The sequence below is a fragment of the Wenzhouxiangella limi genome, from assembly GCF_010499265.1.
GTDB classification, from domain to species: Bacteria; Pseudomonadota; Gammaproteobacteria; order Xanthomonadales; family Wenzhouxiangellaceae; genus Wenzhouxiangella; species Wenzhouxiangella limi.
This window is the reverse complement of sequence record NZ_JAAGSC010000040.1, coordinates 266687-290703: the sequence shown is the minus strand read 5'-3', so window position 1 is coordinate 290703 and position 24017 is coordinate 266687. Positions and strand designations below refer to the sequence as shown.

Annotated in this window: 12 protein-coding genes; 1 reads left to right on the top strand and 11 read right to left on the bottom strand. The window is 66.5% G+C overall.

Features of this window, described 5'->3' with window-relative positions; translation table 11 throughout:
* Positions 1–15: 15 nt before the first annotated feature.
* Positions 16–1908 (bottom strand): DUF1302 domain-containing protein, encoded by a 1893-nt coding sequence (locus tag G3I74_RS08465; RefSeq protein WP_164211140.1) that lies wholly within the window; start codon positions 1906–1908, stop codon positions 16–18.
* A gap of 14 nt (positions 1909–1922) precedes the next feature.
* On the bottom strand, positions 1923–4052 hold the full coding sequence (locus tag G3I74_RS08460) for an alpha/beta hydrolase (protein ID WP_164211139.1): 2130 nt from the start codon (positions 4050–4052) through the stop codon (positions 1923–1925).
* 125 nt (positions 4053–4177) lie between these two features.
* Between G3I74_RS08460 and G3I74_RS08455 the strand changes: the two genes are divergently transcribed.
* The gene (locus tag G3I74_RS08455) at positions 4178–5458 is read left to right on the top strand and encodes an NRAMP family divalent metal transporter (RefSeq protein WP_420823073.1); all 1281 of its coding nucleotides are present in this window, start codon (positions 4178–4180) and stop codon (positions 5456–5458) included.
* A gap of 24 nt (positions 5459–5482) precedes the next feature.
* On the opposite strand, the gene G3I74_RS08450 is transcribed toward G3I74_RS08455, so the two are convergent.
* The 9 genes from G3I74_RS08450 to aceE form a co-directional block, all read right to left on the bottom strand.
* Positions 5483–7075 (bottom strand): tetratricopeptide repeat protein, encoded by a 1593-nt coding sequence (locus G3I74_RS08450; protein WP_164211138.1) that lies wholly within the window; start codon positions 7073–7075, stop codon positions 5483–5485.
* Positions 7072–8829, bottom strand: coding sequence for a CRTAC1 family protein (locus tag G3I74_RS08445; protein WP_164211137.1), 1758 nt, complete (start codon positions 8827–8829; stop codon positions 7072–7074). Before G3I74_RS08445 ends, G3I74_RS08450 begins: the two co-directional genes overlap by 4 nt.
* 99 nt (positions 8830–8928) lie before the next feature.
* Entirely contained in the window at positions 8929–10761 is a 1833-nt protein-coding gene (locus tag G3I74_RS08440) for a CRTAC1 family protein (protein WP_164211136.1), read from the bottom strand.
* Positions 10758–13538, bottom strand: a complete 2781-nt coding sequence (locus G3I74_RS08435; RefSeq protein WP_164211135.1) for a tetratricopeptide repeat protein — start codon at positions 13536–13538, stop codon at positions 10758–10760. Before G3I74_RS08435 ends, G3I74_RS08440 begins: the two co-directional genes overlap by 4 nt.
* On the bottom strand, positions 13538–16843 hold the full coding sequence (locus tag G3I74_RS08430; RefSeq protein WP_164211134.1) for an FG-GAP-like repeat-containing protein: 3306 nt from the start codon (positions 16841–16843) through the stop codon (positions 13538–13540). Before G3I74_RS08430 ends, G3I74_RS08435 begins: the two co-directional genes overlap by 1 nt.
* Positions 16840–17841, bottom strand: a complete 1002-nt coding sequence (locus G3I74_RS08425) for a nitrilase-related carbon-nitrogen hydrolase (protein WP_203594626.1) — start codon at positions 17839–17841, stop codon at positions 16840–16842. The genes G3I74_RS08430 and G3I74_RS08425 overlap by 4 nt, the downstream gene beginning before the upstream one ends.
* A gap of 106 nt (positions 17842–17947) precedes the next feature.
* A complete protein-coding gene (lpdA, locus tag G3I74_RS08420) occupies positions 17948–19735 on the bottom strand; it encodes a dihydrolipoyl dehydrogenase (RefSeq protein WP_164211133.1) in 1788 nt (595 codons plus the stop codon).
* A 25-nt stretch (positions 19736–19760) separates the two neighbouring features.
* The gene (locus G3I74_RS08415) at positions 19761–21233 is read right to left on the bottom strand and encodes a dihydrolipoyllysine-residue acetyltransferase (RefSeq protein ID WP_164211132.1); all 1473 of its coding nucleotides are present in this window, start codon (positions 21231–21233) and stop codon (positions 19761–19763) included.
* A gap of 34 nt (positions 21234–21267) precedes the next feature.
* Positions 21268–23952: a pyruvate dehydrogenase (acetyl-transferring), homodimeric type gene (gene aceE / locus G3I74_RS08410; protein WP_164211215.1), complete on the bottom strand. Its 2685-nt coding sequence runs from the start codon at positions 23950–23952 to the stop codon at positions 21268–21270.
* Positions 23953–24017 lie beyond the last annotated feature (65 nt).

Genomic DNA, 24017 nt, shown 5'->3' with positions numbered 1-24017 from the left:
CTCGCCCGACCAAGATCAGAACGAGTAGCTGATCGAGCCCGAAACGAAGTCCCGGTCACCCAGCAGGTTGTTGATGCCGGCACCGAAGAAATTGGTGTAGGCAAAATCCAGGCGCCACTGAGACAGGTAGTTGAGCTGCAGACCCAGCGTGGCCTGCTTGCGCCCGGCGATGAAGTTGCCGCCGGGACCGGGCGTGACGCCCTGAACGTCATGATTGAACGCCAGACGCGGCGTCATGGACCAGGCCGACCCGAACACGTTGTTGTAGGTCGGCGCCACCACCAGGCGATAACCCCAGCTGAATGAGGTTGCAAAGCCGTCGTTCAGGGTTACCGGATTGCGGCTGTTGCCGCCGGTGAATCGCGACGGCCCGCCGCCGGTATCGGTGCCGGGACCATCGAAACGCATAACAGAACGATCGGGCAGGTCCCAGAAGTGGGTCGCACCCGCTTCGGCCACGACGGCCACCTGGCTGGCGTTGATCCAGTTGTTCGGCCCGATCAGCTTGGTCAAGGTCACCTGCGCCTGGGAGACCTCCCGGCGCTCGTAGCCGGGGATGAATTCGCCCGGCGCATACTGGCCCAGCTGGCTGCGGAAGCGATCGTATTCGCTGGGTATGGCCGCATTAAGCGGCGACAGGCCGGCGAACAGCAGCTCGACGTCGTCGATCTGGATCGGCAGGTTGTCGCGATAGCTGACCTCGCCCCCGACGGACCAGCCGGCGACCGTGGTATTGAAGCTCAGGCCGAACAGGTTGATGTCTTCCGGGTATTCGACGATCACGCGCCCGGTGGTGATGTCCGGGCTGGTCACGGCCTGGCCCGACAACACCGGCAGTCGGCTGTGGTAATTGAGGTAGAACAACCCGAACTCGGTGTCGTTCAGCCAGGGCGCAAAGTAGCGCAGCGCAATCCCGTACTGACCGGAGTCGCTGGGCTCGTTGTCCTGGGCCCGTCGCGGGAAAGCGGCCGAGCAACCCAGCCCCACCAGCTCTGGCGGCAGCCCAGTATCGCTCATGCCGAACTGGCCCTGACGACAGACCGGATCGTAGAGGTCGGTGTTGCGTACCGGCTGCGGCACCAGGCCGAAGTTGAGCATGGCGTAGCGACCGCCCTCGGTGGCAAAGTCGTTGGTCGCGAAGAAAGTCCCCGAGGGCTCGGCCTCGACCGCTTCCCAGTCGAACATGACCAGCGCCTCGGCCGACAGGTTTGGCGTGAGATCCATGCTGCCCCAGAGCATATTCAGCGGCAGGAAAGCATCCCGCAACTCAGCGCCTGCGGTGCGCAAGGCGGTGATGTCTACGGGGTTGACCGCGTTGATGCCGCCGGGGATAAACGTGCTCTCGCCCCAGCTGACGACCTGGCGACCCAGGCGCATCGAAAGCAGCCGACCGCCGGGCATGTCGAAATCACCGTACAGGTAGGCGTCGAGCAGTCGCGCGCGCTCGCCCACCCGATCCTTCGCGTCCTCGGACAGGAACTCCTCGTCGTTGAGGGTGAAGTCGTAGAAATAGTTGCCGCGAACAAATGCGCCGAAATTGCGGTAGCCGACCGACAGCTCGGAGGTCACGCGCGCGACGTTGAAGATCGGATCCCACTGATCGAAATTCAGGTTGCCGTCGTCGGAGTTGGCCGAAAACCGGCCCGTGGCCGCCATCTGCTGCTCCAGCGGGGCCTGGACGATCAGCGGGTTGAAAAAGGCCTTGGCCACCAGGTCGTCGTCACGCTCGGATGCCCGCGCGCCGATCGCGTAGCTGATGGTGGTATCGAGACGAATACTGACGTTGTCGGTACTCAGGTCAATAGCAGCGGCGGGGTTGGCCGCCATGGCCAGGGCGACGGCGCTGGCGAGCAGGCAGGGACGCACGATGCGAGACTGCCGACGGTTCTGTTTTGCTTGGCGATTCATCATTCGTCTCCCTGTCAGTCAGTCTCGATAAGCGAAGGATTGCCGATCACAACGGCAGCGCCGCCAGACGACACCATGCTGCCGGCCTGGCCCTGCATTTCCGCCGTCACTGCCGGGGCAGCGGACGGATCCAGCAACGAGCCATGACCGCCCTGGAGGAGGCGAACAGCGCCGCGGATACCGATGGGATCCTGGGTCGATTCGGTAATCGAATCCAGGCCCATGACCTGAATCAAAGGCTCGGTCCCCGACAGGGGAGCGCCCTGGACCGCGTTGGGCACCACGCTGTCGCCGGCGACCTGCTGCAGCAGCACGCTGTTGGTCTCGACCGTCAGCGCGCCCCAGTTGACCGGGTCGGCGGAATCAACCACGGTTTGGGCGGCCAGCAGGAACTGGGCGAACTCCGGGGTGCCCGGTTCGACGCCGGCAGCGGCCAGACCGGCCCGAATCACGGGCCCGAAGGTTTCCGATCCCGCCAGCAGATTGGCAATGCCCCCGCCAGGCACCGACAGCACGCCGTTGTTGACGGTCGGCTCGACAGCCAGGAACGGGACGCCGGCCATGGCGCCCAGGGACAGACCGACGAAGTTGATGTTGGATCCATCCAGATCACCCAGACCGTCGCCGTCCAGATCGATGGAGGGCACGTTGATGGCCAGAGAGGACAGATCAACCTGGGCCTGGCGCAGGTTATCGCGCGAGGTCAGCAGGCTCTGCAGATTGATAAACCACGCGCCTGATTCATCAATCATGCCGTCAGGGCCTGGCGCACCGCTTTCGTTGTCCTGCAGATCCAGATTGAACGTACGCTCGTTGGCAATCTCGCCAAACGGCGTGTTGCCGACGTAGAGCGGATCAGTGACGTCGGTGATCCCGTGCAGCGGTTTGTCGATGGCAACGACCGCAAAACCGATCGACGCCATGGTGTCGGCCAGCGCCAGCATCTGGCTGCGATTGCCGGTGATGCCGTGCTGGAAGATGACCACCGGCCAGCCGGCCGCCGGCCGCACCTGGCCGGAGTTGGCGTTGGGTACGGTCATGACCATCGGTACCCGCTGGCGCGCGCGCTCGACTGGAATCGGATTGGCCACGGTGACGTTGGTCGATTCCGGATCCAGGCCCAGGCCGTCAAACGGCGGCACGTAGGCGCCCGGCTCGGCCTCCCAGAAACCGGTGATCGGGCCGGTCGGATTGTCCTCGCTCGGCACCGGCAGGAAATACGGCAGTTCGACCACGCCTATATACAAATCAGCGATCCCGGGCGATGCGCCCGGCGGCAGTACGTCGGCGGTGGTCAGGCCGGTCGGCGCCACCTGGGTCGAGGTCGGGCTCAAGGTCGAGCGAATGACGCCCAGCACCGGCGTGATTGCCTGGGTGGTGGCGGTAAACGACAGCACGATATCGTCGCGGTCGATCCCGACGGAGGTCGCGGCCGCTTCCTGCGCGCTGATGAGCTGGCGCAACGGCTCCAGCGCCTGCGCCGTCCCGTTGTCGAGCAGCGGATCGGTGCTGTTGCCTTCGTCATCGACCAGCGGTTCGGTCCGCTTGGCCAGGAAATAGGGCTGGGAAGGCGTCGCCGGGTTGCCGCTGGTATCGAGAATGCCGTCGGTGACCACCGCCATGTAGCCGGTGTTTTCGGCCAGCGGGGTCAGCGGCAGCACCACCACGCCGCTGGGATCGCCCGGATTGGCCAGAGCGACATAGTCAGCCCCGGGCGTCAGTTCCCGATTGATGCTCTCCACCGCAATGGTGCCGAAGGCGAACTGCACCTCGAACATCCGCACGCTGCTGCCGGGCACCACGCTGTCCGGATCAATCGGGTCGGAAAAGGAAAAGCTCCACGGCGCGACCGTACTGAACCCGTCCAGCGCGTTCAGCGCCACGGTGGGGTCGCCGAAATCTTCCGGATCGTCCACGGGGATGTTCAGGGTCAAATCTTCCGATCCGGACCGGAGGAGATTATTGGGAAACGGCAGGATGCCCGCCGAAGGATCGAACTGGGCCGTCAGCGTGGCGGTGACCGGATCACCGTCAGGCTTTTCGGCCGGGTTGACCTGCGTGGCGCGATCCACGTCGGAACTACCGCCGCAGCCAGCAAGCCAAAACAGCGCCAGACCCATGGCCGGTACCAGGCGTCTCTTCATCAGATTTTCTCCCCGAAGCAGAACTTGAGTATGTGAATTTGCAGATCGGGATCAAGCCCGCCTGCTTCTATCGACCGTATGATATGAACAACGTGTTTTGATTTGCAAGCAGCATGACAGAAATGTTGGATAGGCAGCGCACAAAAGCACTGACAGCGGCGCTCGGACCAGGCTTGCTGATGGCCGGTGCCGCCATCGGCGTTTCCCACCTCGTGCAGGCCACGCGGGCTGGCGCGGAGTACGGGCTCAGCCTGCTCGCGCTGGTCATCCTGGCCTGTGTTCTGAAGTACCCCTTCATCGAGTTCGGACCGCGCTACGCGGCCGCGACAGGTGAATCGCTGATTCGCGGCTACCAGCGTTTGGGCAAATGGGCGCTGGGGCTTTTCGCCCTGATCACGGTGGCGACCATGCTGATCATCCAGGCCAGCGTCACCCTGGTGACGGCCGGACTGGCCGGGCTGGTGCTTGGCATTGATGCCACCATCACCCAGCTGTCTTTCGGCGTGCTGATCGCCTGCATCACGGTGCTGGCGCTTGGCCGCTTTGCCGCGCTCGATGGACTGATGAAAATCATCATTGCCGCGCTGGCCATTTCGACCACGGCCGCAGTTTTACTCGCATCGGGCACGCCGGCAGAGCATGTCAGCCTCAACCCGTTCAGCGGCTTTGATCAGGTCTGGACCGCCGCCGGCGTCGCCTTCGTCCTGGCCCTGCTCGGCTGGATGCCCATCCCGCTGGACGTGGCCGCGTGGCACTCGCTATGGACGCTGGAGCGGGCCCGGCAGACCGGGGTTGCCCCCAGCGTTCGACACGCGCTTTTCGACTGCCGGATTGGCTATCTCGGCGCCACCGCAACAGCGGTGATCTTCCTGTTGCTCGGTGCGTTGATCATGCACGGCAGCGGCGAACGCTTTCCGCCACAGGCGGTGGCGTTCTCGGGACAGCTGGTCGATCTGTACGCCGCCAGCCTCGGGGAATGGTCACGTTCGCTCATCGCGATCGCCGCGCTGACGGCCATGTTTTCGACCACGCTTGCGGTCACCGACGCCTATCCGCGCGTCCTCCGGGCGGTCATCGAGATCAGCGGTGCAGCCCGCGTAGATCGGACGGGTCGACAGCTGGACCTGCACCGCGGACGCTACATCACCGCCCTGCTCATCGTCACCATCGGCGCCTTGATGATCATCCTGTTCTTCGGCCAGCGCTTCACTGTGCTGATCGACTTCGCAACCACGGTTTCGTTCCTGGCCGCTCCCTTGCTGGCGTGGCTGAACATTCGCGTGATCACCGCCGACTTCATGCCCGAACAACATCGTCCTGGCCCCGGCATGATGCGCCTGGCCTGGACGGGATTTGGCTTCCTGGTGGTCTTTTGTCTGATCTGGCTGGGCTGGCGCATCTTTTGATTCGTCGCGCCGTGCAGTCGGCGCTTAGCCGTTTTCAGCTTCAACCGGATTCGGCAGACCCGGGTAGCCGGGCGCAAACGGCACCCCCGCCGGCCGGCCGGCCTGGTAGCGCTCCATGTCCGCGCGCAAATCGGGTCGCGCCTCAAGCTGCCCGCTCTTGAGCGCCTCGAACATCGCCTGAGCCTGCAGATCCACCGCATCGTCGAACTGTCCGAGCGCAGCGAACACCATGGCCAGGGTCGCCGAATTGTCCGTCGTCGGCGCGGTCTGGTACACGGCCTCGGCCCACCGCAGCGCCTCCTCCAGTCCCTCGGCCGAGACCGCCCCGCAGGTGGCTCGGACACGGGCCAGCGCCGCCAGCACATCGCCATCGGAGGGAAACCGGTCGCTCAATTCTTCGAGGGCATTCTCGCCCCGGCCGCAGTCTCCGGCAGCCAGCATGGCCAGCGCCGCCCAGAAACCGAAGCGTGCGCTTTCGGCCTGCTCGACGTCGCCGAGCAGCCGACTGAAACGGCGTTCGGCTTGAGCAAATTCGCCGGCCTCCAGCTCAAGAAAGGCCAGGGCTTCGGCCGCCTCGACATGATCGCCAGCCAGCGCCAGCGCGCTTTGATACGCCTGCTCTGCTGCCTTCAACGCACCCTGCAGTTCGCGGACCTGACCGAGCAGAAAATGCGCTCTTGCCGCGTCGACCTCCAGGCCGATCCAGCGCTCGAACGCGGCCGCCGCTTCCTCCAGGTCGCCCTGGCGGGCGACGACCTGGCCGTAGTTTTCGAGCATCACCGGATCGTCCGGCGCGAGCTGCACGGCGACCGCCAGCAGCCGCCGCGCCTCGTCCAGATCACCGGCTTCGGCGCGCTGCAGTCCGACTTCGAGATAGAACTGGGGAGAGCGCGACTGTCTCTGAACACGCTCGAGCAGCGGGTCGGCGATCGGCTCGCTGCCCGAACCAATCCGTTCGATCTGTTCACGTGCGCGCTCCACATCACCCAGCGCTCGATAGGCCATCGCCAGCGGTTGATGCAGGCGGGTCGCTTCAGGGCTGATCTCGAGCACCCGTTCAAACAGTTCCGCGGCCGCAGCGTGGTCGCCCCGGGACAGCAGCACCCGGCCCTGCCCGGCCAGTGCGGCGGGCGCATCAGGCGCCAAGGCCAGAGCGCGCTCGAAATCCGGAGCGGCCGCCTCCGGCCGACCCTGATCCAGCCGGGTCTGGCCGCGGCGGATGAAGGCGACCGGATCGAACGGGTTGCGCTCGATCGCCTGGTCAAGATGCGCTACCGCCTGATTGAGTTCGCCGCGATCGATCGCCAGCATACCGAGCAGGTAATGCCAATCGGCGACCGACGGATTCAGCTCACGCGCGTTGCGATAGGCCTGCTCGGCCTGGGCCGAAAAGCCGTGCGCAAACAGGACGTCACCGAGCCGGCCGTAGGCATCGGAACGCACTTCCGGCGCCGCTTCGGCAGGCGCCGGAATCGCGGCTCGGGCCGCATCGATGGCCTCCAGCACCGTTTCGGGTGTATCGCTTCGATCCACGGGGTCGACGTCGCGCACTTCGGCTTTCAGAGGCTGTAAAAGCACGACTGCGAGCAGCATCAGGAGAATCGCCGGCGATCTCATAGGTCGCCCTCCGGCTGGCCTCGACCGCTGCCGCGGCTTAGTGCGTGATATTGATCGACGGCCAGATCGGAAAACCATTCGCGCTGCCCGTCCGGCCAATGCACCTCCACGGTACGCGAGGCCGGATTACCGGCCAGGCCGAAGATCACCCGGGGATCGTTGGCCGAGGCGTACGAACCGTCGGCCCGCGCGCGGCGACGCCGATCCGGGCCGTTGTCCTCGCGCAGCCAGGCGACGGCCTGGGTCAGGACCCGCCCGCGCTCGTCGTTCAGGGCCAGGCCCAGCCAGTGGTGTTCTTCTGGCGTTCGATTAATCAGCACCCGCGCCGGACCGTTGATATTGACGATCACCAGGTCGGTCCGGCCGTTGTTGTCGATATCGCCCACCGCCAGACCGCGGCCGACGTGCGAGACCTCCAGCGCGGCGCCGGCGCGATCGGTGGCCTCGACGAAGCGCCCGTCGCCGCGGTTCAGGAAGAGCTGGTCGGGCTGATGGTAAGGAAACGGGTCGCCGGCAGCGACCAGGTCTTCCTCGATAACCACCGCCCCGTTGACCGCGAACAGATCCAGCCAGCCGTCATTGTCGATATCCAGCCAGGCGGTGCCGAAACCCGTCGCCGGCAGGCTGGGCGCACCCAGACCGCTGGTGGCGGTGACGTCGGTAAACCAGCCCTGGCCGTCGTTGCGATACAACGTATTTGTTTCGCGGCGCATGTGGGTGATGAACAGGTCTTCGGCGCCGGAACGATCGTAGTCACCTGCGTCCACGCCCATGCCGGCCTCCATGCTGCCGTCGGCGTTGACCGCGGTACCCGCCATGAAACCGTCATCGATGAACGTGCCGTCGCCCTGGTTGACCCAGAGCGAATTGGCCGTGCCGTCGTTGGCCACGAAGATGTCGATGCGACCGCTACCGTTGAAGTCGGCGGCCACCACACCCAGCCCATGGCGGGTCGTGCCGGCGATGCCCGCCGCCTCGGTCCGGTCGGCGAAGCGGCCTTCGCCCTGGTTGATGAACAGCGTATCGCGCACCCCCTCATAAGCCGACGGCGAACAGTAGTCCTGCTGGCTGGTGGTTGCAGAGCGGCAGACGCGGTGGCCCTGGAAGCTGAAGTCCACGTAGTTGGCCACGAACAGATCGAGCAGGCCGTCGCCGTTGAGGTCGGCAAAACTGGCGCTGACGCTCCAGCGGGGATCGCCGACGCCGGCCCGCTCGGTGATGTCGGTAAACGTGCCGTCGCCGTTGTTGCGCCAAAGCTGGTTGGGGCCGAAGTTGAGTACGTAGAGATCCTGCAGACCGTCGCCGTCGATATCGCCAACGGCCACGCCCATGCCGTAGCCGCGGGCCTCGATGCCGGACTGTTCGGTGACGTCGGTAAAGCGGATCTTCCAGTCACCGTTATCGTCCTGGAACGAATCGTTGCGGTAAAGCCGATCGCCTGGCGGCCGTTCGGACGGGTCGATGTCCGGACCCAGCGTACCGCCCTGGACGAGGTACAGGTCGAGCAGTCCGTCACCGTTGTAGTCAAGCAGGGCTGCGCCGCCGCCCATGATCTCGGGAAAATAGTACTGGCCGCTCATGCCATTGTCGTAGCGAAAGTCGACGCCGGCCTCGGCGGTGACGTCGGCAAACCAGTCGCTGTCGGCGCTGACCACCGATGCGGCCGCGGACAGCAGCGCGCCGAGCGCTAGCCAGCCGAGACGCCGGCGCGTAGGGGACTTACGGGTTTCTTCCATGCCGGAACAGGTTTTCATGCTGGAGGCTGCTTCGTCGGAGGACTGACCTGCATCAGGGGCAGGCGACCGGCCATGATGCCACTGGCCCGGCGCCGATGCAATTTGATCATGGGTCCCTCAAGGCTCACGCGCGATCACGTGCAGCCGATCGACCGCCGGATCGTCGATCACCTGCTCTTCGCCGTCCGGCCAGGTCACGACCAGGCGGTCGACGCGATCGCGCGGGCCCAGACCAAAGGTCACCGGCAACTCCACCTGCGAAAGATAACTGCGGCTGGGCATGACCCTGCGGGTCTGGACCAGATCGTCGGCCTCCAGGCGAATCCGGGCACCGATGGCATCGGTATTCGGCGGCTGCCCTTCCAGACGCACGCGCAGCCAGTGATGCTCGGCACCGGTGTTGTTGCGCAACAGTAGCGGCGGGCCTGCGACCTGGGTCAGGATCACGTCCAGCCGGCCGTTGCCGTCGATGTCGGCGTAGGCCGCACCGCGCCCGACCATCGGCCGGGCAAGGTCGCCGATTCGGTCGCGATCCAGCGGCTGCAGCGTCTGCGGACAGACGGCACCGCAGTTCCAGAACAGCTGCCCTGGCTGGCGGTACCGCTGGCTGGACTGGACCCGGTTGATGTCGTTTTCGACGTGGCCGTTGGCCTGCAGGTAATCGAGCCGGCCATCGAGATCGTAGTCGAAGAAAAACACGCCGAAGGTCAGCGCCAGCCGGGTGGCGGCACCGATGCCGGCGCCGATGGACTGATCGGCAAAGCCGCCCCGCCCGACCCGGCCAACGTAGAACGAACTCATCTCGTTGGCAAAATTGCCGATGGCAATGGCCAGGTTGCCTTCGCTCTCGAACCGGACCGCGTCGATGCCCATCGCGCCGGTGGCCAGACCGTTGCGGTCGAAGCCCAGGCCCAGCTCGGCAGCCTGCTCGACAAACAGACCGTCGCCCTGGTTGACGAAAGCAAAATTGCGCACCGTGTCATTGGCCACGACCAGATCGAGCCGGCCATCGTCGTTCAAATCGACCGGAACGACCGCCAGCGCCTTGCCTTCCGGCTCACCAGTAGCCGGATGATTGACGTGAATCCCGGCTTCGGCGCTAACATCGCGAAAGCTGCCGTCACCGTTGTTGAAGTACAGATAGGACTGAACGCCCTGGAAATTGGTCGGCGGCCCGTAGGCCCGGCCGATGCCGGTCAGACGGTAGTCCACCTCGATGTCGATCTGGCGCGACCACTCGACGTAGTTGGCGACGAACAGATCCAGGTCGCCGTCGCCGTCGGCGTCGAAAAACGCCGCGCTGGTGCTCCAGCGGTCGGCCTCGCCGGCCACGCCGGCGCGCTCGGTGGCCTCTTCGAAACGTCCGCCGCGGTTGACGAAAAACCGGTTCGGACCGACCGCGGTCACGAACAGGTCGGGGTAGCCGTTGCCGGTGACATCGGCCACCGCCAGGCCCATCCCGTAGAAGGAATGCCCGGCCAGGCCGGCGGCTTCGGTGACCTCCCGGAACCGACCCTGGCCGTCATTGGCGTACAGGCGCAGGGTGGGGCCAGCGATTGCTGCGTCCGGAGCGAAGGGCCAGGCCCCGGAGTCGACGAACAGAAGATCCTGGTGGCCGTCCCGGTTGTAGTCCAAAAACGCCACGCCACCGCCCATGGTCTCCGGCAACAGGCGCTCGCCGAAGGCGCCGTTGGCGTGGACGAAATCGATGCCGGCTGCCTCGGTGATATCGACAAACCGCCCGCGCGGCGGGTCGGGGACTTCGGGCCGCGCCATCAGGCTGGCAAGATCGACCTGCGCCTGCTCGACCGGCGGCGGCGGAGCCGGCTGCAAAAGATGCCGGACCACCAGCGCCCCGGTCACGAGCACGCCAAGCCCGGCCAGCACCCACAGCGAGCGCCTGAAAGCGCGGGTGATGCGATCGGCGCCAGTAACCGAGGCTTTCGTCATCGGCTGACCAACTCGTGGTCGGCGGCCCGGTACGGGCGCGAGGCGACATAGTCCAGGCTGCCGGGTCGCTGCAGGTCGTAGATTACGACCGGGTCGGCGGCATGATCGGCCGCCGGGTGGGCGCGCCGGGCCGCGGCCACGGCCCGATCGCGCGCGTTGTCGTCGACGCGATAGCGCTCGTGCAGGGCCGCATGGCGGACAGCGTTTTGCGGGTCGCCGAGCCGGCGATACAGCTGGGCCAGGTTGTAGTGGGCGGTGGCGTTTTCGGGATCCTGGAGAAGCGCGGCTTGGAACCAGCGCCGCGCTTCGGCCAGCGCCTGGACATCATCACCGGCCGACTCGAACCAGGCCAGCCCCAGCTGGTTGAGCAGCCGGTAATCGCGCGCGAAGTCGAAACCGCGCCGCCGGGCCTCGGGAAAGGCCGTTTCCGCCAGCGCCTGATAGGCCCGGATCGCGCCCTCGTAGCGGCCTTCCTGGAACAGCAGCTGACCGCTGAACCAGGCCAGCGACCAGGGCGGCGACGGCTGTTCGTGGCCGGCCGCGCGCTCCAGCGCCGCGGCTGCTTCGGCCAGGCGGCCTTCGGCCAGGTAAACGCGGGCCAGGTTCAGCGCGCCGTCGGCGACGCCGAGCGCCTCGACCCGGGCAAAAATCTCCTCAGCCTGGCGCAGCTGGCGATTCTGGGGCTTGCGCAGGGCGCCGATGCCGTAATCGTTCCAGCGCTCCCAGGCCGGCACCGCCGGTGCTTCGACCCGGCGCGGACGAGCCGTATGACCGATCGGGAACACCACCCGATCCTCGGCCATGCGCGTGATCGGCAGAGTGTTGGCGGTGAACGCCTCGCCCTCGACCTGGCGCATGAGCACGGTGTCGAACTTGCGGTAGTTCAGGCGCACCGTCACCGCGAGCTCGCCCTCCACATCGTCGGGCACATCGAGCCGGTAATGGACCAGGTCGGCCGCACCGGGCGGCAGCTGGTGGTCGTAGAGCGGCACGAAGATGTCCTCGGCGTTGCGCCGGTCGATGCGCCGGCCCTCTCGGTCAAGCATCCAGGTATTGACGAAATGCGACCAGGGATCGACCGCGCGTTCATCCGGCGTCAGCCCACCGCTGCGGGCAATGACGCGTTCCTGGTGAGTCACTTCGACCTCCACCCAGACCTCGTTGGAATCGGCCGTGCCCTGGGTGAAATGGTGGCCGGTCTTGAGGTTGCGCAGAACCACCTGCAGCAGATAGCTCGCGCCCGGCTCCAGCGCAGGGACGTCCGGGCGCAGCGGACCGATCAGCTCACCGTCAATCTCGCCATCGCGACGCAGGGCCACCAGGTCGACGCGCACCGCGTCTTCGAGCATGTTCTGGTGCTGGCCGATGACCGACTGCGGCAGATCCAGCAGGTAGGGGATGGCGGTGTTGGCGGCGGGAAACAGGTGGTTGCTCACGGTATAGATCTGGGCGCCCGGGCGCACCCGTGCACCGAAGTCGTCGGAGGGCTGTTGCGGCATGTGGCAGCCGTTGCAGTTGGCCTCGGCGTGGTCGGGATAGTAGAAGCTGGCCACGCCGTGGCCGGAGACCCCGCTGAGCAAAAAGGAGTCGTAGTGATTCTGGCCGCGCAGCCAGCGGTAGTCGGTCAACTCCACCGGCAGGTGCAGCTTGTGGCAGGTCGAGCAGAACTCGGCGCTTTGGTGCAGCGGTTTGAGAAAGGTGCGGTTGTGGAAATCCGGCCGGGCCTTGATCAGCTGGGCGTTGACCCACTGCAAGAAATCGTTGTCGCTGTAGGCAAACGGGTAGTGAATCGGCTCTTCGATGGTGAAGTCGCCGGTGCCGCGCACGCTGTTGACGTGGGTGATGGCGTGGCAGGAGGTACAGGTGATGCCGGCGTGCGCGGTCGGGTCGTTGACGTCGTCGAAGTCGGGATCGTCGAAGCGACCGCTGAGCAGCGGCACCAGGTCGTGACAGGACGCGCAAAAGCGCGCCGCCTCGACGTTGCCGTCGCGCGCCAGGGTCGCCTTGCGGGTGTTGTTGACGGCAAAGCGATAGACCGGATTGTTGAACGAAGCGAAGCGATGGACCGAGTGAGACCACTGCGCGTGCACGTCCGTATGGCAGCTGGCGCAGTAGGAATCCATCATCAGCGCTTCGGGGGCGATGTGATTGCCCGAGGCGGTCCGGGTCAGTGCGGGGCTGAAATCGGCAGCGCCGTCGGCGCCGGGCGTGCCCCACTGGCGCGGATCCTGGATCTGCAGCACCACCAGTCCGGCGGCGAAGGCGAAACCGACGCCGGCCACGGCCAGGCCGCCGCGCCAGCGCAGCCGCGGGCCGCTCAGTCGATGCAGCACGAACAGCCAGATCACCGCCAGCGGCACGGTGACGTGGGCCCAGTAGGCGATCTGGCGAATCAGCGGGTCGCGCACCTGGAAGAAATCGAAGCGCACCAGCAGCAGGCCGCTGAGCAGCAGGACAACAACGGCCCCGAACAGACCGAGTCCGGCATAGACCGCCGGGCGGTTCGAGCGCCGCCAGGTATTGCGCATGTGCAAGGCGATGAACACCAGCGCCGGCACGACCAACAGCAGCCCGCCGGCCAGGTGGAACAGGAACATCCACTGGTAGGTGTAGTCCTGATAGGTCCGGTCGCTCAGCCACTCCAGCGCGGTCACGCCGCCCAGATAGACCGAGTTGACCAGCAGCAGCACGAACAGCACCAGCACGGCCACCAGCAGGCGCCGCAGGCGCGGGCCCACGGCTCGCCGCACGCGCCCTGCGCCGGTGCCCTCGACCATCAGCGCCCGCCCTGGAAGCGATTCAGGAACCGCCGGTGGAGCGCCTCGCGCTGACCCTCATCGTCCACCCCGGCGGTGACCGGCAGCGGCCCGACGGTCTCGCCGGTGTCGGTATACATATCCATGTCCTTGGCGTAGCCGCGAACTTCCAGCACCACCTGCCGATGCCAGCCTGACGGCGGCGGCGGCGCGGTGAACTCCAGGTGCAGCTCCTCGCCGGGGCCGAACACGGCAAACGCGTTGTTGGTCGCGCCCACCAGTTCCTCGACCGGGCCGAAATCGGTGTAGAAGCCGACCGGGTACTTGGTGTCCCAGAACGGCGAACGATCGCTGTAGTCGTAGTACGGCAGGCGCTGGTCGCCGGTGTCCCGGCGAGCAAAGCCGGTTCGCGCCAGGCGCGCCTGGGCCAGCTCCAGCGCGTGAACCTCCACGGCATCCGGCTCCTCGGTGTGGACCACCGCCAGCCGGTCCCAGTAGACCTCCCAGTTGCCGCGAATGCGCAAGGCGGTGGTGCCGGCCGGCAGCGCGTCCAGCGCCAGCGACATCTCGCGCGGCATGCCGGCCGGATAGCCGAAATGCTCGAACACCGGCTGCCAGCGGCCGTCAGCGAACGCCTCCAGGCTGGGCGGACGATAGGCGGCGCCGGCCTGCCAGGCAGCGAAAACGGTCTGCGAGTAAGGATACTCGACCCAGCCGGAAGCCAGCAACCGCGGCCGGGCATCGGGCGGGTTGATCACCCGGTCGAACTCCAGGGTCAACACGTGATCTTCGGCCAGCCGACCGAGGAAGCGCGCGTCCGGCGCGCCCGGCGGTGCGGCCACGAAATCGGCCGCCAGCACCTCGGCGGTGACGACCCGGCCGCGCCCGTCGATGGCACGCACCGGCTCAATCACGCGCTCGTCGCGGTAAAACACCCTGGCGCCGGTCGGCTCCGGCCCGCCGCCGGTGAACATGCGCTCGTCGAGGGTGACCTGCCAGCCCGCCGGCAGATCGACCACGTGCAGCTGGGCTGAGTCGATGTAGGCGATCTCCTCCATGGGCTCGGCGATCTTGATCTCGTAGCGGCCCTCGCGCGGGGCGATGCTGCCCTCGGGAAACAGAAAGTACTCCCACGGCCGCGGCTCGGAATACCGTCCCGGCTCGCGCAGGAAACCGATCCCGGCCACGCCGAGCAGGTCGCTGACGAACTCATGGCGCTCGCCGTTCCAGGCAAACAGCACCGGGCAACTGGCCAGCTGGCGCTGCAGTTCGGAGATCCGGTGGACCTGCCCGGCGGCCAGGTCCATTTCGGTCTGCAGCACGCCGTCGGACCAGAACAGCTTGACGAAATCGGCGCGGTCGTCTCCGCCCAGACCGATGGCCAGCGGCTGCAGGCTCTGACCCGGCGCGCTGTGACGATCGAAGGTATCGAAGATCGACCAGCGCGAGCCCGTGCGCAGCATCACCCCGGTGCCGATGCCCGAGGCGTTGGATCGCATGCCTTCGCCGCGGTCGGTCATGCCGCTGGGAGCGATGGCGACGAAGCCGTGCCGGCCGCTGCCGGCCGGCCACAGCCGCAGCTGGCGTACGCCGTCTTCGGCCACCACGCCGACCAGGGCGGGGCCGCGCTCGGGCTCCAGCAGGATGGGCGCAAGCGCCAGCAGCTCCACGGCCTCGTCATGGCGGCGTTCGACTTCGCCCTGGGCGCTTACATTCAGGACCTCGAACCCGCCGGCGTGCTGGACCAGCAGGTCGGGCCGCCCGGAGCCGTCGAAGTCGACCGCGGCCAGGGCCACGCTATCGGGCTGGGCTAGCGCGATCTCGGTCAGCGTCCGGGCCTGCCACACGCCGGCCTCATCGGGCTGCCAGTGCTGGAGCTGGCCGACGGTATCGATGGTAACCAGGCTGACCTGACCGCTGGCGGCGAAATCCGCCGCGGTGACGGCCAGCAAGGGCGCGGCCTCGAACGCGGCAAAGCCGGGCGCAGACTCGTAGCGCCACAGGCGGTCGTTGCGCAGCACCTGGTGCGGCGGTTGCTCGTGCAGGATCACCAGGTCGGCGTCGCGGTCGGCGTCCAGATCCGCCGCCAGCACCTGCCGGCTGGCGCGCGCGCCGCCGCCGAGGTCGGCCTCGCTTTCCCGGCTGAGGCGACGGAAGCTGCCGTCCAGGTTGTTGTTGAACAGTTCGTTGGCGCCGTCGGCATTGACCACGAACAGGTCCAGATCGCCGTCGTGGTCGGCGTCCAGCACCGCGCCGTCGCGGCACGCCGAGGGATCGGCCAGATCGGCCGCGGCGGGCGCGTCGGTCCAGCCGCTGCCGGCGAGCAGGCGATTGGGGCCGTCGCGGCACAGCAGGACATCGAGGATGCCGTCGTTGTCGATATCGCCCCAGAGGGCGGCGGTCACCGAGTCGATGCCGGCCAACGGGTGGCCGGGCTCAGCGCGCAGCTCGCCGTCGCGCTGCCCAACGACGACGTTACCCTGCCCGGCGCCGCCGGCCACCAGCACATCGAGCTCGCCCGAGCCGCTGATGTCGGCCACGGTGAGGCTGGGCGCGGCCAGTTCGGAGGGTAGCGCCAGGAGGTCGACAGCGGAGGCAAACAGCCCGCCGTCGGGATCGCGGATCCGCTCCTCGGCATCGGGCCGGTCCACGGCCAGCGCTTCGGCCAGCGGGCCCTTTCGGGTATAGACGAACTCGGCCAGCTGGGCGCGCGGGTTGTTCTCGAAGCGCTGGTAGATCCCCAGCATTTCGCGCGCGGCGTCGGCGTTGCCCAGCTGGCGATGGGCCAGCGCGGCGCCGTAGTAGGCACTGCGCAGGTAAGGATCGAGTTCGATAGCGCGCTGGTAGAGCGCCAGCGCGGCCTCGTTATCGCCGAGCTGGCTGTAGGCCTGGGCGGTGAAGTAGGCGACGTGGGCATCGTCGGGCGCGGCCGCAAGCACCCGCTGCAGATGATCCAGCGCCGGCTGGGTATCGCCGATGTAGAACCGCATCAGGCCGGCGATATAGCGGGCGCGAACGTGGTCGGGGTGGTCCTGCAGAATGCGCTCGACGATCTCCAGGGCGACCAGCTCGTCGCCTTCGCGCTGACGATTGAGAATGGCGATAGCCAGGTTGACCTCGACATCGGTCCAGTCGGGCTGCTCGACGAGCAGTTCGGCAAAGACTTCGCGGGCATCCTCGTTGCGGTACTGACCCATCAGGGCCACGCCGCGGTTGTTGCGGTCGATCTGCTCTGCGGTCAAGTCCGCGCCCGATGATCCGCGTTCGCCGCTTTCGCAGCCTGCGATCAGCGCGAGCGCGCACAGCGCCCAAACAATTCGATTCACGGCTTGTTTTTTCCTCGTGTTGATGGACCGCGCTGCTTGGACTGCCGGATGCGGTCTTTCAGGCCATCGATGGTCGGCGCCCGATCGCCGCCCGGGGCGAGCGAGGACCGACTGTAGTAGGCATGGATTTCAGACCGATAATGCGCCCGGGTATCGTGTCCCAGGCGGCGCTCGCGCTCGGCGCGCAGGCGCTCAAGGTCGATCGGGGCCACCACAACTTTCTCGCCGGGGCCGGGGTCGGCCTGGGCCAGGATGCGACCATCGTAGTCGACCACCATGGAGCCGCCCGGCCAGGAAAACGGCGGGTAGTGATGCATCTGCGCGCCCTGGTTGGCGGCCACCACGTAGGCGGTATTTTCAAGCGCCCGCGTGCGGTTGACCAGCGTCCACCAGTTCATCGGTTCGGCCGTGCCCCAGGGATCCATGTAGGCCGACACCCGAATCAGCACCTCGGCGCCGCGAAAAGACAGCTCGCGGATGGTCTCGGGGAACAGCCAGTCGTAGCAGATCGCCACGCCCATCCGGCCCAGCTCCGTCTCGACCACGGGAAAAGGATCGTCGGGATAGTCCGGCAGGTCGTGCGGGCTGGTGTGCACTTCCCAGGGAATCCAGGTATTGACCTTGCGGTACTTTGCCAGGATGCCTTCAGGACCGATCAGCAGCGTAGCGTTGAAAACATGTCCCGGCCAGGCCGGATCCCGCTCGAGGAAGCTGCCGGTCTGGATGTAGCAGCCGTACTGACGGGCGAGGCGCTCATACACTGCCGTATGCTCGTTCGGCAGCTCCACGGCGATATCTTCAAGTAACCGTTCGACGTTGTCATGAATGGGTACGGTGTGGGCAAACTCCGGGAAAACGAGCAGGCGAACGTCGAAAAACGGCTCGTAGCCGATGATGGTCTGCTCGATGATCTCGGCCATGCGGCGCACGCGTTCGGCGATCTCGTCGCGGTGGCGCGGGGCGGGAAAATCGGTCTGGCAGGCGGCAGCGTAGTACACGGGATCGACAACGGTTTTTCAGGGCCGAAGAAGAATAGCACCGCACTCTCGATGGCGCGATGACGCTGGTGGTTCTTTGCCGGCCCCCGGCCCATTTGGGGGGGACCTACTTGCGGCCCAGGTAGAGGTCGGTAATGGTGCCCTCGTACACTTCGGCCGCCATCATCACCGATTCCGACAGGGTCGGGTGCGGATGAATGGTCAGACCGATGTCGGCGGCGTCGCAGCCCATCTCCAGGGCCAGGGTCAGCTCGCCGATCAGGTCACCGGCGTGCACGCCGACCACGCCGGCCCCGACCAGGCGGCCGGATTTTTTGTCGAAGATCAGCTTGGTGAAGCCCTCGGATCGGTCCATGCCCAGCGCGCGACCCGACGCTGCCCAGGGGAACTTGCCGACGCCGTAGTCCAGCCCTTCCTTTTTGGCCTGGGTTTCGGTCAGACCCACCCAGGCGACTTCCGGGTCGGTGTAGGCCACCGACGGAATGGCGCGCGCGTCGGCGGCGCGCTTGTGGCCGGCGGCGACCTCGGCGGCGATCTTGCCCTCGTAGCTGGCCTTGTGCGCGAGCATCGGCTGGCCGACGATGTCGCCGATGGCAAAGATATGCTCGAGATGGGTCCGCATCTGGCCGTCGACGGCGATGAAGCCGCGCTCGTCGACGTCCAGCCCCGCCCGGTCGGCGCCGATGCGGTCGCCGTTGGGCCGGCGTCCGACCGAAACCAGCACGCGGTCGAACTCATCGCGCTCCGGAGCCTGCGGACCCTCGAAGTGGGCATCCAGGCCCTGCTCGCCGGCTTCCACGCCGGTCACCCTGGTGCCCAGCAGGAACCGCACGCCGAGCTTTTTCATGTGCTGATGAAGCGGCCTTACCAGGTCAGCATCGGCCCCGGCCATGAGCTGGTCCAGCAACTCGACCACGGTGACGCGGGCGCCCAGGGCGCGGTAGACGCAGGCCATTTCCAGGCCGATGATGCCGCCGCCGATCACCAGCAGCCGGTCCGGAATGTCGTGCAGCTCCAGCGCCCCGGTCGAATCCATCACGCGCGCATCGTCGTCAGGAATGCCGGGAATCTGGATCACCCGCGATCCGGCGGCGATGATGCAGCGGGCAAACGAAACCGTCCGCGCTTCGCCGTCGTGTTCGACTTCGATGCGGTGTGGGTCGACAAAACAGCCCGTCCCCTGGATGACTTCGACCGAGCGCTTGCTGGCCATGCCCGCCAGACCCTTGGTCAGCTTGCCGACCACGCCATTTTTGTAGTCGCGCAGGATATCCAGATCGATGTCCGGTTCGCCAAAACGTACGCCGTGGTCGGCCATGCGGGCAGCCGAGTCGATCACCTGGCCGACGTGCAGCAAGGCCTTGGACGGGATACAGCCGACGTTCAGACACACACCCCCCAGGCTCGAATAGCGCTCGATCAGGGCCACCTTCAGGCCCAGATCGGCGGCGCGAAAGGCGGCGGTGTAGCCGCCGGGGCCGGAGCCGAGTACAACCAGGTCGAAGTCGAACGAATCGCTGTCCGGTTTCCGGCCGGCGCTCGCCGGCGCGGCGGCAGGGTCGGTCTGCGCTTCCTCGGCTATGCCAGCCGACCCGTCTTCAGAGACCTCGTCGCCTGAGCGCTGGTCCCTGGCCCCTGCTCCCTCATCTTCAGAGCCCGCCTCCAGCACCCCGATCACGTCGCCTTCGGAGACCTTGTCGCCCTCGGCAACGGTCAGTTCGACGAGCTTGCCCGATCCCGGCGCCGGCACATCCATGGTCGCCTTGTCCGACTCCAGCGTGATCAGCGACTGCTCGGCCTCGACCACATCGCCCTCGGCAACCAGGACTTCGATCACCGGCACCTGCTCGAAGTCGCCGATAGCGGGGATGCGGATTTCCTGTCGATTACTCATCAGATTTCCAAGCTGTTTCGCAAAATCAAAGCAGCAACCGCCGCAGGTCCTCGAGCTGCTCGGCCAGGTAGCGGGTGAAGCGGGCGGCGGCGGCGCCGTCGATGACGCGGTGATCGTAGGACAGCGACAGCGGAAGCTTCAGTCTGGGCTCGAAGCGCTCGCCGTTCCAGACCGGTTTCGTTTCGGCCCGCGAGACGCCGAGAATGGCCAGCTCGGGGGCGTTGATGATGGGCGTGAAAGCGGTCCCGCCGATGCCGCCGAGGCTGGAGATGGTAAAGCAGCCGCCTTTCATCTCCTCGCTTTTGAGCTTGCCGTCGCGGGCCCGGCCCGACAGGTCGGTCAACTCCAGCGCAAGCTCGAGCAGCCCCTTTTGATCGCAGTCGCGCAAGACCGGCACGACCAGGCCATTGGGCGTGTCCACGGCGACGCCGACGTGGAAATAGTGCTTGTGGATCAGGCTCTCGCCGCTGGCCGAAAGCGAGGCGTTGACCTGCGGAAAGCGCTTCAGCGCCGCCACCACCGCCTTGATCAGAAACACCAGCGGCGTCATCTTGGTGCCGGCCTGCTCGGCGGTTTTCTGACTGTCCTTGCGGAAGGCTTCCATCTCGGTGATGTCGGCCTCGTCGAACTGGGTCACGTGCGGAATCGAGACCCAGTTGCGGTGCAGGGTGGGACCGGAGATCTTCTGGATGCGCGACAGCGGTTTTTCCTCGACCGCGCCGAACTTCGAAAAATCCACCGATGGCGCGGCGGGCAGATCCGGCAAACCGGCACCGGACGCGGCCGGCGCAGCGTCACCGCGCATCTTCGACTTGACGTGCTGCTTGAGGTCCTCGGCCGTGATCCGCCCCTTGCGCCCGGAGCCTTCGACCCGGCTTAAGTCAACGCCGAGCTCGCGCGCGAGCTTGCGCACCGACGGCGAGGCGTGGGCAAGCGATCCGGGGTCGCGATCCATCTCGTCGAAGGGCACCGGCGGCGGCGGCAGGCCGTCTTCCCAGCCGGGAATGTCCTGCTCTCCTCTAAGGCTTTGCGGCCGCTGCGGCCTGTCAGCGGCTTCGCTCTCGCGGCGGCTGAGGCGGTCAGCGTCGCTGGCGGTGGCCTGCCCGTCGCTTTCGGTTTCGGGCCGGGCCGAATCGCTGCCTGAATCGTCACCCGAATCTTCGCCAGAGTCCGAGGCTGGCGGGCGTTGCGATGAATCCGGCGCGCCCGATGAGCCGGACGAATCCGACGACGCTGATGAATCCCCTGCCTCCTCGGCGTCGCTCTCGAGCACGCCGATGACGTCGCCCTCGGAGACCTGGTCGCCTTCGGCGACGCTCAGCTTGACCAGCTTGCCCGACCCGGGCGAGGGCACGTCCATGGTCGCCTTGTCCGACTCCAGCGTGATCAGCGACTGCTCGGCCTCGACCGTATCGCCTTCGGCCACCAGGATCTCGATCACCGGCACCTGCTCGAAGTCGCCGATATCGGGGATGCGGATATCGTGTCGATTACTCATCAGCTAATTCCCATGTTCGCAGCAGGACGGGCCTTCACACCGAAGGCGGAAACGGCTTGTCCGGATCAATCGCCAGGTCGTTGCGCGCTTCGGCCAGGTCGGCATCGCTGAACTGGCCGCGGCGATTCAGGCCGACCAGGGCGGTCCAGGCGATGTGATTGCGGTCCACCTCAAAGAAGCGGCGCAGGTTCTCGCGCGTGTCCGAGCGCCCGAAACCGTCGGTACCGAGGACGTAGTAGTCGTCCTGCGGAATGTATTCGCGGACCTGGTCGGCGTAGGCGCGGACGTAGTCGGTGGCCGCGACCACCGGCCCCGGCCGTCCCTCCAGCAGCGCGGTGATGTAGGGTTTCGGACCGTCCTGGCCGGGCCTGAGCAGGCTGGCCCGGGTGGCCGCGTGGGCCTGCCGGCGCAGTTCGTTGAAGCTCGGCACCGACCAGATGTCGCTGTCGATGCCGTAGCGGTCGGCCAGCAGGTCGGCCGCGGCGATCGCCTCGCGCAGGATCGCGCCGGAGCCCATGAACTGGACCCGCGCCTTGTCCGGATCGGTCGTGCCCAGGCCGCAGTCGCGCAGCAGGTACATGCCCCTGCGGATGCCTTCCTCGCAGCCTTCGGGCATGGCCGGATGGGCGTAGTTCTCGTTGAGCACGGTGATGTAGTAATAGACGTCTTCGCAGTCGGCGTACATGCGCCTGAGGCCGTCCTGGATGATCACCGCCAGTTCGTAGCCGAAGGTCGGATCGTAGGTCACGCAGTTGGGAATGGTGCCGGCCAGGACATGGCTGTGGCCATCCTCGTGCTGCAGCCCCTCGCCGTTGAGCGTGGTCCGCCCCGAGGTGCCGCCGATCAAAAACCCGCGTGCGCGCATGTCGCCGGCCGCCCAGGCCAGGTCGCCGACGCGCTGGAATCCGAACATCGAGTAGAAGGTATAGAACGGGATCATCGGCACGCCGCTGGTGGCGTAGCTGGTGGCCGCGGCGATCCAGGAGCTCATCGAGCCGGCCTCGGTGATGCCTTCCTGCAGGACCTGGCCCTTGCGGTCTTCCTTGTAGTACATCAGCTGGTCGGAATCAACCGGCTCGTAAAGCTGGCCGGACGGTGCGTAGATGCCGATCTGGCGAAACAGGCCTTCCATGCCGAAGGTGCGGGCCTCGTCGCAGATGATGGGCACCACGTGGCGGGCGATCTGCTTGTCGCGCAGCAGCACCGTCAGGCAGCGCACGAACGCCATGGTGGTCGAGATTTCGCGCTCGCCGGAGCCCTTGGTCACCGGCTCGAAGGCATCGAGCTCGGGGATCGGCAGCCGGGGCGAGTCGACCCGGCGCTGGGGCAGAAAACCGCCCAGCGCCTCGCGCCGCGCCTTCAGGTACTGGATTTCGGGCGAGTTCTCGCCCGGGTGGTAGTACGGCACCTCCTCAAGCTGCTCGTCGCGGATCGGGACCCGGAAGCGGTCGCGGAAATACTTCACCCCTTCGGTATCGAGCTTTTTTTGCTGGTGCGAGATGTTCTGGCCCTCGCCGGACTTGCCCAGGCCGTAACCCTTGATGGTCTTGGCCAGGATCACGGTCGGCTGACCGCTGTGCTGGGTCGCGGCGTGGTAGGCGGCGTAAATCTTGTGCGGATCGTGGCCGCCGCGGTTGAGGCGCCAGATGTCCTCGTCGGACAGGTTGGCAACCATCTCCTTGAGTTCGTCGTAGGCGCCGAAAAAGTGCTCGCGCACGTAGGCGCCGTCGTTGGCCTTGTATTTCTGGTAATCGCCGTCCAGGGCTTCTTCCATGCGCCGGCGCAGCAGGCCCTTGGTGTCGCGGGCCAGCAGCGGATCCCAGTACGATCCCCAGATCACCTTGATCACGTTCCAGCCGGCCCCGCGGAACACGCCTTCGAGCTCCTGGATAATCTTGCCGTTGCCCCTGACCGGGCCATCCAGGCGCTGCAGGTTGCAGTTGACCACGAACACCAGGTTGTCGAGCTTTTCGCGCCCGGCCAGCGAGATCGCGCCCAGCGACTCGGGCTCGTCGCACTCGCCGTCGCCCATGAAGCACCAGACCTTGCGGCGCTCGGTCGCGGCCAGCTCGCGATTGTGCAGGTACTTCAGGAAGCGGGCCTGGTAGATCGCCATGATCGGCCCCAGGCCCATCGACACGGTCGGGATCTGCCAGAACTCCGGCATCAGCCACGGGTGCGGGTAGGACGACAGGCCCTGGCCATCGACTTCGCGGCGGAAACCGTCGAGGCGCGACTCGTCCAGACGCCCTTCGAGGAAGGCGCGGGCGTAGATGCCGGGCGAGGAGTGGCCCTGGATGTAGAGCAGGTCCGACCCGTGTTCGTGATCGGGGCCCTTGAAGAAATGGTTGAAGCCGACGTCGTAGAGCGTCGCCGCCGAGGCAAAGCTGGCGATATGGCCGCCCAGCTCGCCGCCGCGCCGACCGGCGCGGATCACCATCGCCATGGCGTTCCAGCGAATGATGGAGCGGATGCGGTGCTCGATTTCGCCGTCGCCGGGCATGCCCTGCTGGCGATGCGGCGGGATGGTGTTGAGATAGGCGGTGGTCAGATCGAACGGCAGGTGGGCGCCGGAGCGACGCGCCAGTTCCACCATCCGCTCAAGCAGGTAATGCGCCCGCTCCGGGCCGTCGCGATCGACCACCGCCGCCAGCGCTTCCAGCCACTCTCGCGTTTCTTCTCCATCCACGTCACCCGGATGTCGCCACTGATCTGCCATGTTCTCTACCCGCTTGAGAATGTCGCTATCGATGACCGGTACTGTGACCCGATGCATCCGGCCAC

Bases quoted from the DNA above. Each gene is read 5' to 3' on its own strand.
- G3I74_RS08450 (WP_164211138.1), bottom strand. From the start codon at position 7,075: ATGAGATCGCCGGCGATTCTCCTGATGCTGCTCGCAGTCGTGCTTTTA.
- G3I74_RS08465 (WP_164211140.1), bottom strand. From the start codon at position 1,908: ATGAATCGCCAAGCAAAACAGAACCGTCGGCAGTCTCGCATCGTGCGT.
- G3I74_RS08445 (WP_164211137.1), bottom strand. From the start codon at position 8,829: ATGAAAACCTGTTCCGGCATGGAAGAAACCCGTAAGTCCCCTACGCGC.
- G3I74_RS08440 (WP_164211136.1), bottom strand. From the start codon at position 10,761: ATGACGAAAGCCTCGGTTACTGGCGCCGATCGCATCACCCGCGCTTTC.
- G3I74_RS08435 (WP_164211135.1), bottom strand. From the start codon at position 13,538: ATGGTCGAGGGCACCGGCGCAGGGCGCGTGCGGCGAGCCGTGGGCCCG.
- aceE (WP_164211215.1), bottom strand. From the start codon at position 23,952: ATGGCAGATCAGTGGCGACATCCGGGTGACGTGGATGGAGAAGAAACG.
- G3I74_RS08415 (WP_164211132.1), bottom strand. From the start codon at position 21,233: ATGAGTAATCGACACGATATCCGCATCCCCGATATCGGCGACTTCGAG.
- lpdA (WP_164211133.1), bottom strand. From the start codon at position 19,735: ATGAGTAATCGACAGGAAATCCGCATCCCCGCTATCGGCGACTTCGAG.
- G3I74_RS08460 (WP_164211139.1), bottom strand. From the start codon at position 4,052: ATGAAGAGACGCCTGGTACCGGCCATGGGTCTGGCGCTGTTTTGGCTT.